This window comes from Chloroflexota bacterium (genome assembly GCA_020850535.1).
Classification (GTDB): Bacteria; Chloroflexota; UBA6077; order UBA6077; family JACCZL01; genus JADZEM01.
Genome location: JADZEM010000004.1, coordinates 1 through 17509 on the forward strand (window position 1 = coordinate 1; position 17509 = coordinate 17509).

General features: G+C 67.7%; 15 protein-coding genes and 2 tRNA genes. 5 read left to right on the forward strand and 12 right to left on the reverse strand.

Annotation, left to right across the window (positions count from 1 at the left end; all coding sequences use genetic code 11):
• Positions 1-533: 533 nt before the first annotated feature.
• From IT306_00250 to IT306_00260, 3 genes are all read right to left on the reverse strand, one after another.
• On the reverse strand, positions 534-1490 hold the full coding sequence (locus IT306_00250; GenBank protein MCC7366819.1) for an exo-alpha-sialidase: 957 nt from the start codon (positions 1488-1490) through the stop codon (positions 534-536).
• An 8-nt stretch (positions 1491-1498) separates the two neighbouring features.
• Positions 1499-2914, reverse strand: a complete 1416-nt coding sequence (locus IT306_00255; GenBank protein ID MCC7366820.1) for an exo-alpha-sialidase — start codon at positions 2912-2914, stop codon at positions 1499-1501.
• Between the two features lie 581 nt (positions 2915-3495).
• Positions 3496-3987 (reverse strand): hypothetical protein, encoded by a 492-nt coding sequence (locus IT306_00260; GenBank protein MCC7366821.1) that lies wholly within the window; start codon positions 3985-3987, stop codon positions 3496-3498.
• A 144-nt stretch (positions 3988-4131) separates the two neighbouring features.
• Between IT306_00260 and IT306_00265 the strand changes: the two genes are divergently transcribed.
• Together IT306_00265 and IT306_00270 are read left to right on the forward strand one after the other, a co-directional pair.
• A complete protein-coding gene (locus IT306_00265; protein ID MCC7366822.1) occupies positions 4132-4329 on the forward strand; it encodes a helix-turn-helix domain-containing protein in 198 nt (65 codons plus the stop codon).
• A gap of 17 nt (positions 4330-4346) precedes the next feature.
• Positions 4347-5621, forward strand: a complete 1275-nt coding sequence (locus tag IT306_00270) for a site-specific integrase (protein ID MCC7366823.1) — start codon at positions 4347-4349, stop codon at positions 5619-5621.
• A 96-nt stretch (positions 5622-5717) separates the two neighbouring features.
• Here IT306_00270 and IT306_00275 read toward each other — a convergent pair.
• A tRNA-Thr gene (locus tag IT306_00275) sits at positions 5718-5790 on the reverse strand.
• Positions 5791-5897: 107 nt separating this feature from the next.
• Positions 5898-6845 carry an MBL fold metallo-hydrolase gene (locus IT306_00280; protein ID MCC7366824.1) on the reverse strand — a complete coding sequence of 316 codons (948 nt, stop codon included), beginning with the start codon at positions 6843-6845 and terminating at the stop codon, positions 5898-5900.
• A gap of 283 nt (positions 6846-7128) precedes the next feature.
• Between IT306_00280 and IT306_00285 the strand changes: the two genes are divergently transcribed.
• Entirely contained in the window at positions 7129-7896 is a 768-nt protein-coding gene (locus IT306_00285) for a dienelactone hydrolase family protein (GenBank protein ID MCC7366825.1), read from the forward strand.
• Between the two features lie 98 nt (positions 7897-7994).
• On the opposite strand, the gene IT306_00290 is transcribed toward IT306_00285, so the two are convergent.
• From IT306_00290 to coxB, 5 genes are read right to left on the reverse strand one after another with little or no spacing between them, the layout of a single operon-like run.
• Entirely contained in the window at positions 7995-9386 is a 1392-nt protein-coding gene (locus tag IT306_00290; GenBank protein ID MCC7366826.1) for a cytochrome b N-terminal domain-containing protein, read from the reverse strand.
• A gap of 8 nt (positions 9387-9394) precedes the next feature.
• Positions 9395-9910 carry a Rieske (2Fe-2S) protein gene (locus tag IT306_00295; GenBank protein MCC7366827.1) on the reverse strand — a complete coding sequence of 172 codons (516 nt, stop codon included), beginning with the start codon at positions 9908-9910 and terminating at the stop codon, positions 9395-9397.
• Positions 9903-10121 (reverse strand): hypothetical protein, encoded by a 219-nt coding sequence (locus IT306_00300; GenBank protein ID MCC7366828.1) that lies wholly within the window; start codon positions 10119-10121, stop codon positions 9903-9905. The genes IT306_00295 and IT306_00300 overlap by 8 nt, the downstream gene beginning before the upstream one ends.
• Before the next feature lie 56 nt (positions 10122-10177).
• Positions 10178-12439, reverse strand: a complete 2262-nt coding sequence (gene ctaD, locus IT306_00305; GenBank protein MCC7366829.1) for a cytochrome c oxidase subunit I — start codon at positions 12437-12439, stop codon at positions 10178-10180.
• A 2-nt stretch (positions 12440-12441) separates the two neighbouring features.
• The gene (gene coxB / locus IT306_00310; GenBank protein ID MCC7366830.1) at positions 12442-13437 is read right to left on the reverse strand and encodes a cytochrome c oxidase subunit II; all 996 of its coding nucleotides are present in this window, start codon (positions 13435-13437) and stop codon (positions 12442-12444) included.
• Between the two features lie 323 nt (positions 13438-13760).
• Between coxB and IT306_00315 the strand changes: the two genes are divergently transcribed.
• Positions 13761-13843: transfer RNA gene (locus tag IT306_00315), tRNA-Ser, on the forward strand.
• A gap of 136 nt (positions 13844-13979) precedes the next feature.
• Positions 13980-15266, forward strand: coding sequence for a hypothetical protein (locus IT306_00320; GenBank protein ID MCC7366831.1), 1287 nt, complete (start codon positions 13980-13982; stop codon positions 15264-15266).
• Between the two features lie 85 nt (positions 15267-15351).
• On the opposite strand, the gene IT306_00325 is transcribed toward IT306_00320, so the two are convergent.
• Together IT306_00325 and IT306_00330 are read right to left on the reverse strand one after the other, a co-directional pair.
• Complete coding sequence (locus IT306_00325) at positions 15352-16794, reverse strand: bifunctional folylpolyglutamate synthase/dihydrofolate synthase (GenBank protein MCC7366832.1); 1443 nt, start codon at positions 16792-16794, stop codon at positions 15352-15354.
• The gene (locus tag IT306_00330; protein MCC7366833.1) at positions 16791-17465 is read right to left on the reverse strand and encodes an HAD family hydrolase; all 675 of its coding nucleotides are present in this window, start codon (positions 17463-17465) and stop codon (positions 16791-16793) included. The genes IT306_00325 and IT306_00330 overlap by 4 nt, the downstream gene beginning before the upstream one ends.
• Between the last annotated feature and the right edge of the window lie 44 nt (positions 17466-17509).

Consider the following 17509-nt stretch of genomic DNA (forward strand, 5'->3'; position numbering starts at 1 on the left):
ATCGCCGTCCTGCCGTTCGCGAACGTGATGGTCCGGGCGTTCGTCAACTGGCGACGGTCCCTACAGCGACCGCAGAATGCCCGCTGGTCGTCGGCCGCTGTTGCCGGCCGAAATGGAGCCCTGCGGTGATAGGCGCGCTTGACCTTCGGGCGGCCTCGACTTCGCTTGTTGGCCGGCGCTGGCGTCGGTTCTGGTGGCCGAAGCCGGCTGCGCCGCTCCGCCTTCGTTGGCCGCCCCGGTCCCCGTCTCGGCTCTTGAGCCTCATCCATGCGGCGAAGGCTCTTCTCCAGCCGCTCCAGACGCCGTGAGGGATCGAAAGCAGGCAATATCCTGTTCAGGAGAGCATCAGCCCGCTCGGACAGCCTCACGTCCGGCGCCTGGATATCGCCGCCCCCAGTCGAGGCGCATTAGGCCAAGTCCGCCAGTCTCAACGTCTGCCTCGATACCAGGCTCGGGAAGCTGTTCTACGGCACCCCGGCACGCTAGCGTAGCGAGCACTACTATGCAGACGAGCAACGCCAGCCGTGGCCGTCTCACGGTGACCCTGCCGCCGCCTCAGCAGCCGTGTCTGCCGGCTCGCGGTAGATCCAGAGACCACCGTCCTGACTGATGCCGTACAGGATATGAGGCTCCAAGGGTGGGACGGCGAGATACCGCCAGGAGCCGGCCGGTGGTGACCCCGGAACCTCACTCCACGTAGCTCCCCGGTCCCTGCTGAGATACAGCACATTGCCTACCGTCGCAGCCCAGAGCCGAGTGCCGTCCGCACTCATCGCGACTGCACTCACCTTCTCACGGAACTCGGCGAGTCGCTCGTAAGTCGTGTTAGCGTCGGACACAACGTTTCGCGAGATGTACCGATCCGAGAAGGCCGAATACACGATGGCAGGATCCGGGTCGATCACGATCGGCGAGCCAAATGGTCGACGAGCTACTACCTGCCAGGTGAGACCTCCGTCAATCGAACGCGCAGTAACTTGCTCTCCCCGACCTGCGCGAGTCTTGATCCAAGCGTAGGCCATTCCTGGCACAGTCGGAGCGATTCCAAGAGCTACGCCGTACGGCACGCTGCCTTCAGTGTCCCCGGGGTAGAAAACCCTTGGCCTCTGCCAACTCAGCCCGCCGTCGTCGCTAATGCCCATCTGCTCGTACGACAGCAGGTAGAGACGCCCTGTCTGGTCAATAGCCACTGTCAGATAGGGGCCACCGGGGTCATCAGCCGACGCGATGCTCGACCACGTCAGCCCGCAGTCGTCACTGCGAACGAGCCCCCAGTAACCGGACACGAAAATGGCTGGTGATTCCTTCCACGAGACCGCGACAGAGGTGGGACTGAACACTTCCTCATCGACTGGACGTACTGGACGATGCGGCGCGGATAGGTAAGTCCATCCGTCTGCGCTCGGGCAGGCTCCCTCAGCCCGCGAAACCGGCTGCGCCAGCACGACGGCCGCGAGTAGGGGCGAGAAGGAAATGAGCAGAACCAGCACGCGCCGCCTCACGGTGACCCACCCCCCGCCGGCCGCGCGCTCGGGCCGAGCGCCCAGACGCCCTGCTGGTTGCCGAAGAACATCGTCCCGTCGTTCGTCACCATGGCCCGAGGGAACGGGTTTCGCGTTTCGGTCGACCCACTTCTCGAACCCGGCGGAGTAGCGCGTTGCAGGGTCATCCCTGCGTCGGTCGACCAGTTCCAGGATGTCTCTCCCGACGGACCGTTCTGCAGCCAGGTCGCGGTCAGTCCGTTGTCGCCGCCGATGCGCGGCACGCCGCAGTAGACGCTCTCGCCGTTGGTGCGGCGAACGCTCCAGGTCGCCCCTCCATCCCGGGATGCGAGGACGCGGCAGGGCGAACCGTGGGGACCTGCGTTATGACCCTGGGAGGTCATGACCGCCACACCGTTCGTAGCGAACGCGGGCGACATCGCCAGCGACGCCTGAAACAGCATGTTCCCAGTATCCCGGCTCAGCGGGAATGGCTCCCAGACGAACTCCCACGTGCCGCCGGAGTTACGGCTCCGAAATAGCACCGACCGAATCTCGCTGGAGGGAGTGAGCCCCGCTGGTGTGAGGCCCCACGCGAAGGCGAAGATGACTCCATCCTGCGGGTAGGTTGGCGAAACCGCCAGTGACTCGACGTGGCGGAAGGGTTGGCCGTCGAGGACGAGCCCGGCGGCGCGAGAGACCCACGTAATGCCTGCATCAGTAGAGATCACCAGGTCGGCGTCACCATTCACGGCGTCTCGCTGTGCTTGTCGCCCCTGCGCATCAGCAATGTAGGCGGCGAATGAGCCATTCGTGGCAGTAGCGAACAACGTCCGGTCCGTGTCAAAGGCAGATGAAATCGCCACGTCACGTACTCGGCGCCCTGACGATGGGTCCAGCGACTCCAACGTGTCGCCCGCGTCGAATGAGCGGTATAGGCGTCCCTGAATGATCACGAAGATGCCCTCATCGGTGCGGAACGTCGGTGAGAGGCGGATGGCGGAGCGCGCATCCCGCTGGTCAGTATCGACTGTCACGTCGAGCAATGTCGTCCACGTCATCCCGCCGTCGACCGATCTGATCAGGGCACGCGAGACGAGCTGGCGGTCCGAGAGCTGGCCCCGATCGGTGAGGGCGAACATGACCCGTCCGAGGCGGTTGGACGCTACGACAATGGGCTGGGAGAGCCCCTCAGGAGCTAACCCGAGCGACTCCCAGGAAGTGCCACCGTCGATACTGCGGACAGCTTCTGCTGCCTGGTCATCACCAGACTGACGCTGCAGGGCGTACAGGAACGGGTCCGACGGCCAGTCCTCGGACACCGCCAGGATAGATATCGAAGGGGCCCCCGGTGGCCCGAGGTTCACCCACTGCTGATCCGGCTGCGTCCCCTGCGCCGCCGCATCCCGCTCGCTGACCAGCACGACAATCAAGGTGAATGCAATTAGAAGCCTTGAAGAATGGCGGGCTCGCATGATCGATGTTCCTGACACGGACCCCTCCGGACGCGAGCGGGCGTCGCTGCCAGTATGGCATGGCCCGACGCACGATGACCCGCCTCGGTGGGTCACTCTCCCGGCAGGACTTCCTGGCGAGGCTTGGCGCCCGGCGGATCGCTGCCGACCGTTCCCATGTCGAGATGGCGACGGAAACCAAATCGCCGCTGGCCCGCCCGTACCGCGAACTCGAGGAGCGCGTCATGAGGGTTCCCGGCCGTCATGGGGGTTTCGGCCGTCCAAGGGGGTTCCCGGTGTCCATGGGGGTTCCCGGACTGCCGACCGCCGACCTTATTCGGCTCCTCCGGCCACAGCGGGCATCAGCTCATACACGCTGGCGACGTGGCCGCTCTTCAAGCAGCGCCAGGTTCCGTCCGGACGTTGGCGGAACTCCAGGGCGCGGCAGCCTGGCGCCGTGCAGCGCACCGGCCGGCGGTCGATGCAGGCGGCGACGGGCAGCAGAACGGGCCGGCGAGGTAGCCCGCCGGCCCGACGACGAAGCGAGTTCGGTCACCCGCTCAGAAGGCGTCGACGAGCTGGTGACGGTAGCAATCCAGCGAGCGCGGCTCCGGGTCGTCCTGACAACCCTTGACGCGGCACGTCGGATACAGCTTCGCGTACCGCGTCGTGGCCGAATCGGTCTGGTCCTTTGCCTCGGCCAGTAGTGCCGCGCCCTCGGGCGTCAGAATGACAAGCTCGTCGCCGATGCCGGCATCGTCAGTCACAGCGGGAGTGGCGGGCCGTGGCTTGGGAGCCACGGCGCCGGTCGCGAATGCCGCCATCCAGAGGCGGACGGCTCGCATGTGCTTGCAGACGTTGCGGGAGCGCTGGCGGTCCTGGCAGGAGCAATCGCGCTGGTCGGTCATGTGGAGCAGGCCCGGGTCGCTGCCGGGAATGGCGAAGAACGCGCGGCCGTCCTTCGTGTGGCCGGTCTGCCACTCGGCGCAGCGGGCGAACAGGGCGAGTGCCTTGCCATCGCGCTTGTCGGTGGTGCTAATCTCGATCGTCACGTCAGTCCTCCAACGACTGGTGTGGCTCGGCCGCTCGGGTGTTCCCGCACCTGGGCGGCCTCTTCATACCAGATAATACCATCCCATGCTGGTTTTATCAAGCATTGATTGGTATCCTATGGTATTATGGCGATGGAGGCGGCGATGAGCGATGAGCTGTTCCTGACGGTACCCGAGGTCGCGGAGCGTCTGCGCATGAATCCCGAGACCATTCGCGTCTGGCTGCGAGATGGTCGGCTGCGCGGCGTGCGGCCCGGCGGCAAGCGTGCCGGCTGGCGCATCCCAGAGTCCGAAGTCCGGCGAATCCTCGGCGGCCATTCAGTCGCGAGCGATCCGAGCTGATCCCGGGGAGGGGAACGATGCCGAAGAAGCAGACACCGACTGACGTGGACGGTACCGAAGAGTCTCCCAAGGCCCAGAAGCGCAAGGCTAAGAAGCGCGCTGATCGCGAGGGCACCCTCTATTTCGACGCGAAGCGGAAGCTCTGGGTAGGCGAGGTGATGGTCGGCTACCGGGCTGACGGCAAGCCAGACATTCGCCGTACGACGGCGCGCCGGCAGGACGACTGCAAGGCCAAACTTGACGGCATCAAGGCCAAGGCCGCCGGCGGACTACTCCCTGACGCCGAACGGCGCGGAGAGACGCTTGCAGCGCTTCTGAGCGCGTGGCTGACGAGCGTCCGGCCCGACATTCGGACCAACACCGATCGCCGCTATGAGCAGTGCGTCCGCTTCCACTTCCTACCAGCGCTCGGGGCAATCAAGTTGTCCGAGTTGAAGGCTGCGCGGATTCAGCAGTTCTTGGCCGTAAAGCGCACAGCGCCGCGTGAGAAGGCGAGCAGCAAGCGTGAAGACGGTCACCGCCCGCTGACTGCCCGCACCGTGCAACAGCTCTATGTGGTGCTCAACACGGCCCTTCGGTGGGGTTTGCGCAAAGGCTTCATCTCAGTCAACCCGTGCGATCGCGTGGACCCGCCGCGCGTGGAGCGACGCGAGATTCAGCCGCTGAGTCCCGAGCAGACCGCGAAACTGCTCAGTACGGCGGCAGAGGCGGGCGACACACTGCTCGGCCTGTGGGAGATGGCGGCGTTCACCGGCGCGCGCCAGGGCGAGCTTTTGGCGCTCCGCTGGTCAGACGTGGACTTGAACGAAGGTCGTCTCACGATCCGTCGCACGCAAGTAGCCACGAGAAAGGGCGGGGCCGAGTACAACCCGACAAAGTCGAAGGACGGGTATCGTGTTCTGGACCTGGCCCCCGATGCCGTCGCCGCGCTACGGGCCCACCAGGATCGTCAGAAGTGGGTACAACAGAAGCTCCGCGAAGCCTATGGAGACCCAGACCTCGTCTTTGCCTCTGCGGTCGGCACGCCCCTCCAGGCGACGAACGTCAGCCGAAGGTTCAAGGCACTCCTCGCCGTGGCCGGCCTGCCGACTTCGACCCGCTTTCACGACCTGCGGCACGGGGCGGCGACCATGATGCTCGCGGCCGGTGAAGATGCCCCTACCGTGAGCCAGTACCTCGGTCACAGCACGCCCGCCGTGACGATGTCCATCTACGCGCACGTGGTCCCGGGTGCGAAGCGGCGGGCCGCTACGCGCCTCGCAGATACCATCCGGCAAGCCCGAACGCCATAGTCAGAACTCAGTTCCCCCACCTGTTCCCCCACCGACCACGGAAACGCCCCTCCGGACCGCTGCCCGGAGGGGCGTTTCCTATCTGGTAGGAGCAGGAGCCGACGACAGGAATCGAACCCGCAACCTGCTGTTTACAAAACAGCCGCTCTGCCGATTGAGCTACGTCGGCATGGCACGTGCCAGACCCGCCGTTCGGCGAGAGAGCACCTCCTGGAGGATAGCAAAGGATTGCCGAGCGCGCCAACACGCTCGGCACTCCGACATTCCTGCATCAGGTTAACGCGCTGCCGTCCGCAAGTAGGCCGGGATGGTCGTGGTGCCGGACGATGGATAGCCGCCATCCACGTCGTTCAACGCGAACGACTCCCGCAGCAGCCCCACCGCGCGCATCGCCCGCTCGCCGCCCGAGCCGTTCGGCAGCTCCGACAGCGCCTGCGAGACCGCCTTCATCCAGGCCTCATGCGTCAGATGGCTCTCGCGGAACACGTCGGCCACCGTGCCGCCGGTCGCCACCGGGCCGAGGTCGCCGTCTCGCCCCTTGAACGCGTGTCCCATGAAGAGGGTCGTCGCGCCGACGCCCTCGGCCTTCTTCAAGCTGGACGGGTAGACGGACGGATCTTCGAGGACCGGCATCCCGCCGACTCGACTCCCGCGCGCCTGGATCGAGTCGCCCGTGATCAGGATGCCGGCCGCCTCCCAGTAGTAGCAGACCGCACCGGGCGTGTGGCCGGGCGTGTGAACGACGGTCAGCTTCAGATCGTTGCCCAGGTCCACCACGTCGCCATCCTCAAGCTCGCGGTCGCAGCCGACCTCGCGCCCGAGCAGCCGCAGCAGCATCGCCTCACGGGCCGGGAGCCGATCCATCAGGCCAAGCACCGCGAGACCGTCTGCCGAGCGGTCCACGTGGCCCCGGTTGTTCCTGGTCCGCTCGGCATCCGCCGAATGAATGGCGATCTCCGCGCCAGCATCCTTCATCTCGGAGTTGCCGCCCAGATGATCCATGTGCCCGTGCGTATTGAGCACATAGTCCACCTGGCCCAGGCCCAGCCCGATCTCCTCGAGGGCCGGCGCGAGATACTCGGTGGGCGCGCCGAGCACCGCCGTGTCGATCACAGCGGTCTTCGCGCCACGCACCAGGTACATGTTCGTCAGGCCGCCGCCCTCGAACGGCACGCCAAGCCGATAGACGCGGTCATGGACACGCTCGAAGCTGATCGGTGGCATCGTAAGCACCTCCCCGTGCCGGGCCGCCACGCTGACGTCGCCCCGGCCCAACCTGCCAGCAGAGTCAGCCTCACTTGTAGCAGATCGGGCAGACGCGACCCACGACCCACGACCCACGACCCACGACCCACGACCCACGACCCACGACCCACGACCCACGACCCACGACCCACGACCCAGAAACTCGACACGGCGCGCCCTGCCATCTACCATGCTCTCCAGGCGCGCTGGCCGACGCTCCTGCGCGTCCAATCTCTCGGCTGGCAACGAGGGGGTTTCTCCGATGTCGTGGAACTCGTTCAGGACCGATTCGCAGCAGGCCATCGTGGCCGGCATCACCACCATCACCGGCGGCAAGGGCGACCAGATTCACGCCTACGTCGCGCGCCCGGAGGGGCCAGGGCCGTTCCCCGGCGTCCTCCTGATGCACCATCTGCCCGGCTGGGACGAGCTCTACATGGAGTTCGCTCGCCGGTTCGCGCAGCACGGCTACACGGCCGTCTGCCCCGACCTGTACTGCCGTGTCGGGCACGGCACGCCCGACGAGGTCGCGGCGAAGGCCCGCGCCGAAGGCGGCGCCGACGACAACGAGGTAGTCGCCGACGCCGACCAGGCGATCCAGTGGCTGCGGGCCCAGCCCACCAGCAACGGCAAGGTCGGCGTGGTCGGCACCTGCTCCGGCGGCCGGCATGCCCTGCTCGTCGCCTCGAAGCTGAAGAACGTGGACGCCTGCGTCGATCTTTGGGGCGGCCGCGTCGTGATGGCCCCTGACGCGCTCACGCCGCGGCTGCCGGTCGCGCCCATCGACCTGACCGCTGACCTGAGCTGCCCGCTGCTCGGCCTCTTCGGCAACGATGACGCCGCGCCAACGCCGGCCGAAGTCGATCAACACGAGGCCGAGCTGAAGAAACACGGCAAGAACTACGAGTTCCACCGCTACGACGGCGCCGGGCACGCCTTCTGGTACCACGACCGGCCCGTCTTCCGGCCGCAGCAGGCGATGGACGCCTGGGCAAAGACGTTCGACTTCCTCGGCCGCTACCTCTCGTAGAGGGCGCGGCCACGGACCAACAAGGCGGCGCTCAGCCCGTGACCTCGGGGAGGGCCTTCCCGGGCCGCCGAGGCATGCGCCGCTCGCTACGGCCCCGGTCAGCGGCTGCGTCGTTCCGACAGGAACGCCACCAGCGCGTCGAGGTCGTCTGGCGAGAGCATCTGGCCGTAGGCTGGCATATTGTTACCACCGTACAGGATGCGCCAGATCAGCTGCTCGCGCGTCAGCCGGTCGCCGACGAACGTCAGGTCTGGGCCGCGTTGGCCGCCCGCGCCGCCGACCAGGTGGCAGGCGAGGCAGGCCTCCGAGGCGAACAGCGCCGAGCCACGGGCGGCGTCGCCACGGAGGTCGCCCGAGACGCTCGCCGGCACCTCGGCGTGCAGCACCGGCGCCCACGGCGAGCGGTGGCCCTGCCACATCAGCGCACCGGCCGACAACCCGAAAAAGACGACCGTCGCGACAGCCCAGGGTCGCCGTTTCCAGCTCCGCTCGCCGGCCGGCGCGGTGAACGGCACGATCACCAGCAGGATGCCCAGCAACAGGGGCAACCCTACGATCACCAGACTTTCCAGGGCTGGCGGCGCGTAGCTCAGCAGCGCGAACAGCCACAGGAAGTACCAGTCCGGCTTCGGGTGCGCTTCGAGATTCGTGGGGTTGGCCTGCGGGCCCAGCTCGGGAGCGCCGAGCACCACGGCCAGCAGCAGCACCAGCGAGCCGGTCACCAGCGCGAAGACGACATCCTTCCAGGCAAAATCCGGCCAGAACGGGATGCCATCGCGGTGCAGCAGTTCGTCGTACTCCTGGCGATAGGTCTTCGGGTTGACCGGTCGACCGGGCCTTGGCATCTCGGACACGCCGTGGCGGATCACGAGGTACAGGTGCAAGCCAACCAGCACGAACATCGCGGCCGGGATCAGGAAGACGTGGGTTGCGTAGAACCGCGTGAGCGTCGCGCCGCCGACCGTCTGCCCGGCGATGATGATGTCAACCAGCAGATCGCCAACCAGCGGCACCCGCGAGGCCATCGACGCCATCAGCGAGACCGCCCAGTAGGCATCCTGGTTCCAACGCAGCAACTGGCCGGTGAACGCCATCGCCAACGTCATGCCCAGCAGGACCACGCCCGTCAGCCAGTTGACCTCGCGCGGGAACTTGAACGCGCCGATCAGGAAGACGTGCGCGAGGTGGGCGAACGCCAGCACGACCATCGCCGACGACCCCCAGTAGTGCAGGCCCCGCACGACGTTGCCGAACACCGCTCGATTGGTGATGAAGTCCAGCGACTCGTAGGCGGCATTGGGGGCCGGCACGTAGGTGAACGCCAGCGCCACGCCCGTCACCACCTGCACGATGAACGCGATCAGCGTGGCGCTGCCCAGCACGTACCACCAGTTCACCTTCGGAACCGGATGCACGACAATCGGCCAGATCGCCGACGACCAGCCGATCCGGTCGTCGAGCCAGGCCCAGGCGCGCTTGAGGAGCTTCATGCCGGGCCTCAGTCTCCGCCGATGGGGACGCGACGCGTCAGCACCTGGACGTTCGCGCCCTGCACCCGCACGTCGTACCGCGGGAGCGGGCGGGGCGGCGGCCCGGCTGCCACCCGGCCATCGCCGTAGAAGACGCCGCCGTGGCACGGGCAGAGGAAGATCTTCGCCTGCGCCTGCCAGTTCACGGGGCAGGCGAGGTGCGTGCAGTTCACGGCGAACGCGGTGAAGTCGGTCTGGCCGTCCCGGCGCAGCCAGATGGCCGTCCTGGTGGTCTCGCCGGCCCAGGGCAACGGTGACGGGTCTTCGATGGCGACCTGGACCGTCTCGCCGACCTTGAACGTGTCGGTCGTCCCGATGTTCAGCCAGACGCCCGGCGCGCGCCTGAGCAGCGGCGTCAACAGGTAGGCCAGGATCGGCACGCTCAGCACCAGGCCGATCAGGCCGCTCAGCAGCAGGCTCAGGCGGTTCAGGAAGGCACGTCGGTCGAGCAGGTCGGCGGTCGCCGTCTGCGCGCGATCAGTCATGGCGCATCTCCCCGATCCAGGTCGCCAGCGCCCAGCCCATCGTCGCGATCCCGACGATGCTGAAGATCAGGTTCGTGAGCAGCCCGAAACCCAGCAGCCCGATGCCGGCCGCCAGCGCGATCGGCGCGAGCGACTCATGCGGGAGGACGTGCTCAACCGCCCCGCCATGCGCCGCGTCTGGACGGTCGTTCGCTCGCTGCTCTCCTGCCATCCCCACTCCCTCGCTCAGGACTGCGCTGCTCGCTCGCTCACAGCGCGGATCGGTGCCTACATCACCCACGCCAACAGGTACACGGTCGAGAAGACGACGACCCACACGCCGTCCACGAAGTGCCAGTACCACGAGACGGATTCGACCGCGCCGAGGTGCCGACCGTCTCGGAACGCGCCGCGCGCGGACAGCCCGCCGACGATCCCCAGTGCCAGCAGCCCGATCAGCACGTGCAGACCGTGGAATCCGGTCAGCGTGAAGAACGCCGAACTGAACAGGTTACTGCTCAGTCGGACACCTTCGCGGTAGAGGGTCGCGTACTCCAGGAGCTGACCGCCGACGAACACCGCGCCGAGGGCGACCGTGACCCCGAGCCAGATCTGAAACCCGCGATGGTCGCCGTGGTGCAGCCGCCGCTCGGCCATCACGACGGTCGCGCTGCTGGCGAACAGCGCGATGCTGAAAAGGCCAGTGGTCACGATATCCAGGTCGTGTGGGCCAAACCCGCCGGCGTCGCGGGTGCGGTAGTACAGGAACGCCGTCAGCAGGCCGCCGAAGAAGAAGCTCTCCGAGGCGATGAAGATGTACATGCCGAGCAGCGATGCGCGCGTGCGTGCCAGAAAGCTGCCGTCGTCGGTGGCGGCGCGGAGGGCGCTCTCGCCGGGCCGCTTCTCCTCCTCGCGCTGCTCGTCGGTGGCGTGGGCGAGATCCCAGAGCGGCCGGGCGCCGCGGACCGGCGGCAGACTCTCGAAGTTGTAGGCTGGCGGCGGGGAGGTCGTGGCCCATTCGAGCGTCCAGGCATCCCACGGGTTGTCGCCAGCCAGCCGGCCGCGCCGTAGGCTGTAGAGGATGTTCACCACGAGCAGCAGCACGCCCGCCGCCGTCACCAGCGCGCCGATGGTGACCAGGACGTTGATCGGCCCCCACCAGGGCAGATCCGGGTAGGTGTAGACGCGGCGCGGCATCCCCATCAGCCCGACGACGTGCATCGGGAAGAACGTCAGGTTGACGCCGACAATCGTGAGCCAGAACTGCCACTTCCCGAGGCGCTCGTCCAGCATGCGGCCGCTCATCTTGGGGAACCAGTAGTAGAGGCCGCCCAACGATGCGAAGACCGTGCCCGGGAAGAGGACGTAGTGGAAGTGCGCCACCACGTAGTAGGTGTCGGAGGTCTGCCAGTCGATCGGGACGGTGGCGAAGTGGACGCCCGTCACGCCGCCAATCGGGAACATGATCAAGAGGGCCAGCGCATACATCATCGGGATGGTGAAGCGGATGCGACCGCCCCAGATCGTCGCCAGCCAGTTGAGGATCTTCACACCGGTCGGGATCGCGATCACCATCGTGGTGGCGCCGAAGAAGGCGTCCGGGATGAACCCCATGCCCGCCGTGAACATGTGGTGCGCCCAGACGAGCATCGAGTAGAAGGCGATGAACATCCCCGAGCCGACGACGAACGGATAGCCGAAGATGCGCTTGCCGGCGAACACGGGCACGATCTCGGAGATCATCCCGAAGGCCGGCAGGATCAGGATGTAGACCTCGGGGTGCCCGAAGAACCAGAACAGGTGCTGCCAGAGCAGCGGGTCCGCTCCGAGCGCCGCGTTGTAGAAGTGCGTCCCGAAGAACCGGTCGAACAGCAGCATGATCTGGGCGGCAGCCAGCGGCGGCAGCGCGTACAGGGCGATGATCGAGGTGGCGACGGCCATCCAGGTGAAGATCGGCAGCCGGAACGCCGTCAGGCCGGGCGCGCGCAGTTTGGCGACGGTCACCACGACGTTGACGGCGGTCGCGATGCTTCCGACGGCCGTCACCAGCAGGCTGATCACCCAGAAATCGACGCCTTGCCCTGTCGAGTACGGTCGGACGGTCAGCGGCGCGTAGGCGTACCAGCCCATGTCCGGGGCGGCGTTCAGCAGAAAGCTGAAGTGGAGGATCAGCGAGCCGAAGAGGAACGTCCAGTAGCTGAGGGCGTTCAGCCGGGGGAACGCCATGTCGTGCGCGCCGATCTGCAGTGGCACGATGTAGTTGATGAATCCGAAGAGGATCGGCATGCCGACCAGGAAGACCATGGTCGTGCCGTGCATCGTGAACAGGACGTTGTAGGCGTGCGGACTGAGGAACTCCAGACGCGGCCAGGTCAGCTGCACCCGCATCAGCAGCGCTTCGAAGCCAGCCACGGCCAGGAACAGGACGCCTGTCGCGATGTAGAGGAGGCCGATGCGCTTGTGGTCGGTGGTGGCGAGCCAGGAGAGCAGCCCCTGGAAGCGCTCGGCGGGGCGGGAGGCCTCGGGGAGAGGATGCGCCACGGCGGCCATCGCTACTTCAGCCCTCCCAGATACTCGACCAGCGCCCGCAGATCGTCCTCCGGCAGGTCGGGGTAGCCGGGCATCAGTGCGCCCGGCTTGATCCGCCCCGGCTCGACGATCCAGGAGCGCAGCTCGTCGGGCGAGTTGCCCAGCACGCCCGCGCCAAGGGTCGTGCGCGATCCGACATGCGAGAGGTCGGGACCGACGCGGGCATCGCTCACGCCCTGGATCGCGTGGCAGCTCACGCAGGTGTTCTGCTGGAACACCTGCTGTCCGCGCGCCGAAGACTGGGCCGGCCGCTGGTTGCGGGTCACCCAGGCCTGAAACTCGGCGGGCGGCGACGCGACTGCTCGAATCCGCATCCAGGCGTGCTGCGTGCCGCAAAACTCGGTGCACGCCCCGTCGAAGGTGCCGGCCTCGTTGACGACGACGTTCATGTGCGTGGTTCGGTTGGGCGTGTTGTCCTTCTTCCAACCGAACTGCGGGATCCAGAAGTTGTGGACGACGTCGGCCGACTCCAGCTCCAGCCGAACCGGCTGCCCGACCGGCAGGTGCAGCTCGTTGGCGGTGATGATCCCGAGCTCAGGGTACTGGTACTCGAACCACCACTGATGCGCGATGACGCGGACGCGCAGCGAGGTCGCCGCCTCGGCCTCGACGGTCGACATGGACCTGACCATCAGGACGAACAACAGCACCAGCAGCAGGGCCGGCGCGCCGGTCCAGGCCAGCTCAAGGCGGGTATTGCCGTGGATCTGAGGCGGATCAGGGGCGCCAGGGCGGTCGCGGAACTTGAACATGGCATAGACGACGGCACAGCCGACGGCCCCGGCCACCAGGAACGCCAGCCCCAGCTCGAACATGAAGAGCCAGTGGACAGCGTCGCCCTGCGTCGTGACGGGCGCCAGGCCGTCGATGCGCGTGCAGCCAGCGGCCAGCAGGGCCAGCGCTCCCCCGAGGAGGGTGGCTGACGGCAGGGTACGCCGAGTGGAGTGGTGACTGCCCAAGGAGCCCTCTCCGCATCGACCGGGGCCCGGCCGTGCAGGGCAGCCGCTGCTGCACAGAGCGTGCCACGCAGGGCCGACGCCCGAGCAACCAGCGCACACATCTGACGAGCGGCACGACGCCGAGACGACGACGCCCAGCCACGGTCTCAGGAACAGAACTGAAGCCCCAGGGACATGGCAACGTCGTCGTGCATGGTGTCGTGAATGGTCGCCTCTCCTTCGCCACGACCATCGCGAGTCAGAATCCGCGCGCGGAGGATGCGCCGTGCCACGTCGCCGTGCGCGAGGCGGCGGCCTCGGGTAGAATTGTGGGACGCGCCCTCGGAGGGGTGTCAGAGCGGTTTAATGTGGGCGTCTTGAAAACGCCTGTGCGCAAGCACCGGGGGTTCGAATCCCTCCCCCTCCGCCTTTCGACCGGCCCTGGCCGCCGCCAGCGAGCTGCCGAGGCCTGACGTCGCCGTGTCGGTAATCCGCCGGCGAGCCGGCCGACATCCGGTACACTGCCCCGGCCGCCCTCTTCGGGCCTCGGGAGAGTCCGACTCGTGCACGTGCATCCGCTGAACCGTGCGGTCTCCGTCGTCGCCGCGTTCCTGCTGCTCGGCCTGACGCTGCTCCCGCGCCCGCAGTCCGTCGCGGCGCAGCAGCCCCTCTTCGTCCTCCCAATCCTGGACGGCACGGTCACCGAGGCGCGCGTCCGCGACGTCCAGAGCCGGCTTGGGGATGGCAGCGGCGGCGTCAAGGTCGGGTTCAGCGGCGTCTACCGCTACATGGCCGAGGTCGAAGGGCCTGACGAGCGCGACGAAGACCCCGACATCCACTACAAGCCGAAGATGGATGGGCTGGAGCGCATCGCGAACGCTGCGAGGGCCGCCAACGCCCCGTTCCTCGTCCACCTCAACGGCGGGCGCTGGGCCGGCGGCGGGCCGCTGGTTGACCGCTTGATGGGCGATCCCCGCCTGATGGCCTGGGATCAGAACGACGTGGCATGGTCGTATCCGAAGGACGGCGAGTATCACTTCTCGCTGGGCGCATACAACGAGCTGGTGCGCCGCTACAAGAAGCGGAACCTCCAGATGGCCGCCGCCTGGCTGGCGCAGTTCAAAGCCGGGCCAGACGGGCATCTGCTGGTCGGAGTCTCGACCGACTCCGAGGTTCTGATCAACACCCACCCCTGGTACGACTACAACCCCATCGTCCTCGAGGAGTTCATGCACTGGCTCCAGGGCGGCGAGATCTACGACAGGGGCGGCCGCTGGGAGGGGCAGGGTCTCAACCTCGGCCTCTCAACCCTGAACCGACGCTGGGGCGCCAACTACGCACGCTGGCGAGACGTCACAGCGCCGCGCACACCGTCTGACTCCCAGCAGTGGAAGGACTGGCTGACGTTCCGCGCGCTGCTGGTCGATCACAACGTGCAGGAGCAGGTGGACTGGGTCCGCGAGGCCGGGCTGACCAGCGTGACCATCTACGCGCATCAGAGTCCCGAGCTGGACGTGGATGTCGCCGCCGACACGCTCGCGTCGGCCCAGGTCACGGGCGGCGGAACGGGCATCACCACCTACGGCGAGAACGCCGGCAGCGCCGCCCTTTTCGAGAAGGTCCGTGGCTTCGGTGCACCCTGGGGCATCTTCGAGTACAACCCGCGCACCGAAGACGAGGGCACGGCGCTGGCTGCCCTGGAGAACGTCCGGGGGTTCGGTGCGTCCATCATCTGCCCGTACCACTGGGACGACCTCGGCGGCGAGAATGAGGTCGGCTACACCATCCGGGGGACAGCGTTCGAGCGAGCGCTCAAGACGTTCGTAGCACAGTCAGGGACGGCTCGCTAGCCCGAGTCCAGGCCGACCGAGCCGTGCGGCTGCGGCCTGTCCCGGCCCCGTAGCACCTGGAAACGGACGGGAGGCGTGCCCCGCCCTACGGTTCGGATTCCAGGCCGCCGGCTCGCAGCCACGCCTGCCGGGCGGCGCCGGTCACCACGCCAGCCAGCCCGAGCGACGCCCGCGCCTCGCTGGCCGTCGCGAACGATCCCGTCACCACCACCGCCCCATCCGGTCCGGCGAGCTTGCGGGCCTGCGCGATGCCGGCCGCCACGGACGACGACCGCTTCACGGGCAGGTCGCCGATCAACGCGCAGGCCGCGCCCAGGTGCTCGGCCGGCAGCGCGCGCGGGCTTGTCGGCGTCACGACGATAACGCCGTCCGCCAGCGGCAGCAGCTCGCGCAGGATGGGCGGGGCGTCCTTGTCCCGGAGGATCCCGAGCACCAACCAGACCGGCCTCGTCTGCCAGTGCCCAAGCTCCTCGGCGAGGGCACGTGCCGAGTCGATGTTGTGGGCTGCATCGATCAGCACGCGCGGTCGGAGCCGCACCAGCTCCAGGCGGGCCGGCAGCCAGGCGGCGGCCAATCCCTGTTCCACGGCCCGCGCCGTGAGCGGCAGGCCACGATCAGTCAGCGCATCCGCCGCGGCCACCGCCAGCGCCGCATTCTGACGCTGGTGCTCGCCGATTCCTTCGAGCAATTGCGCCAGTCCGGGACGAGTGCGGAACCGCTTGCCCGACGCGAGCCGACCGACAACCTGCTCGGAGCCGTCGTCTGCCAGCACGATCCGCAATGGCGAGACCGTTCGCAGATGCGCGCCGACCCGCTCGCACTGTCGTTCGACCACCGCCTGGGCTGATGGACGCTGGCGGACCGAGAGTACGGGCTGGCCCGGCCGCACGATGGCCGACTTCTCGCCTGCGATCTCAGCCAGGGTGCGACCCAGGATCTGGCGATGGTCCAGTCCGATGCGGGCGATGACCGCCACGTCGGTGTCGAGGGCGTTCGTGGCGTCGAGCCGGCCGCCCAGCCCGACTTCGGCGATCATCAGGTCAACGCCGGCCTCGGCCCCCAGCAACGCCGCCAGGACCGTTGTCAGCTCGAAGGTGGTCGGCGCGCCGGCCTCCGGGTGCAGCGCTGCGAACCGGCCGACCAGCACGCGGAGCCGGTCAACGCCATCGGCGAAACGCTCTGGGTCCACCGGCTGTCCGTCGATCCGGATGCGCTCGCGGTACTCGTGCAGGTGCGGCTGGGTGTAGACCGCCGTCCGCCAGCCGGCCGCCAGCACGACAGCTTCGAGGTAGGCAACCGTCGATCCCTTGCCCTTGGTGCCCGCCACGTGGACGATGCGCAGCGCCCGATCCGGCGCCCCGGCCAGGTCGAGCAGTCCACGCGTCCGGCCGAGCTTCCAGACCTCCTCCGGGGCGGCATCGCGGCTCCAGCCGACGCCGCGCTCCCAATCCGAGAAGCGGAACAGCCAGGCGAGCGCCTCGCGCTCGCGGGGCGAGATCGACGGGCTCCCAGTCTCATGCGCCGTCATGAAGCGCCGCCTGCCGCCTCTGTGGGCCAGGGGCCAGTCAGCAACGGCATCAGGTCCGTCAGGTGCTCCACCACCGCCCAGTAGGCCACGCCGCGCTCGGCCAGCACCGTCGGGCGGGCCTGAAATCCGACGTACTGCACGCCGGCTCGCGCCGCCGCCGCGCCGTCCATCCAGGAGTCGCCGACCATCACCGTGCGATCCCTGCCGACGGCCAGCCGCTCCATCGCGATCCGGATGCCGGCCGGATCCGGCTTCATGGCGGCCTCATCGCGCGTCAGCACCAGATCGAACGCTGAGGACATTGCGAAGAGATCGAGGGCGGCCAGGGTGGCCGGCCGAGCGTTGTTCGTCAGCACCGTGAGGCTGAAACCGTGATCGCGCAGGGCGTGCAGCGTCTCGACGGCGTTCGGCTCGATGGTGGCGGCGATCATCCCCGCCGTCTCGTACTCCACGACGATGCGCCACGCCTCGTCGTGGATGTCTGGGGCGTGCGCGGTCCCAGACGCGATGATCTGCCCGATGGACAGGCGCATCAGCCCCTCGGCCTCGCCATAGGCCTCCGGGTGGCCGGCCTGCCGCAACAGCTCCAGCAGCTCGCGCCGGATCCCCAGAAAGTCGATCTTGGAGTGAACCAGCGTATTGTCGAAATCGAAGACGATCAGTCCGCTCAAGCTCAGTCCTTCCGCGGTCGGGTTCGGCTGCGAGGATACGTGCG

Excerpts from the sequence above, each read along its gene's own strand:
- IT306_00265 (MCC7366822.1), top strand. The coding sequence starts at position 4,132 with ATGAGCGATGAGCTGTTCCTGACGGTACCCGAGGTCGCGGAGCGTCTG.
- IT306_00270 (MCC7366823.1), top strand. The coding sequence starts at position 4,347 with ATGCCGAAGAAGCAGACACCGACTGACGTGGACGGTACCGAAGAGTCT.
- IT306_00280 (MCC7366824.1), bottom strand. The coding sequence starts at position 6,845 with ATGCCACCGATCAGCTTCGAGCGTGTCCATGACCGCGTCTATCGGCTT.
- IT306_00285 (MCC7366825.1), top strand. The coding sequence starts at position 7,129 with ATGTCGTGGAACTCGTTCAGGACCGATTCGCAGCAGGCCATCGTGGCC.
- IT306_00290 (MCC7366826.1), bottom strand. The coding sequence starts at position 9,386 with ATGAAGCTCCTCAAGCGCGCCTGGGCCTGGCTCGACGACCGGATCGGC.
- IT306_00295 (MCC7366827.1), bottom strand. The coding sequence starts at position 9,910 with ATGACTGATCGCGCGCAGACGGCGACCGCCGACCTGCTCGACCGACGT.
- IT306_00300 (MCC7366828.1), bottom strand. The coding sequence starts at position 10,121 with ATGGCAGGAGAGCAGCGAGCGAACGACCGTCCAGACGCGGCGCATGGC.
- ctaD (MCC7366829.1), bottom strand. The coding sequence starts at position 12,439 with ATGGCCGCCGTGGCGCATCCTCTCCCCGAGGCCTCCCGCCCCGCCGAG.
- IT306_00325 (MCC7366832.1), bottom strand. The coding sequence starts at position 16,794 with ATGACGGCGCATGAGACTGGGAGCCCGTCGATCTCGCCCCGCGAGCGC.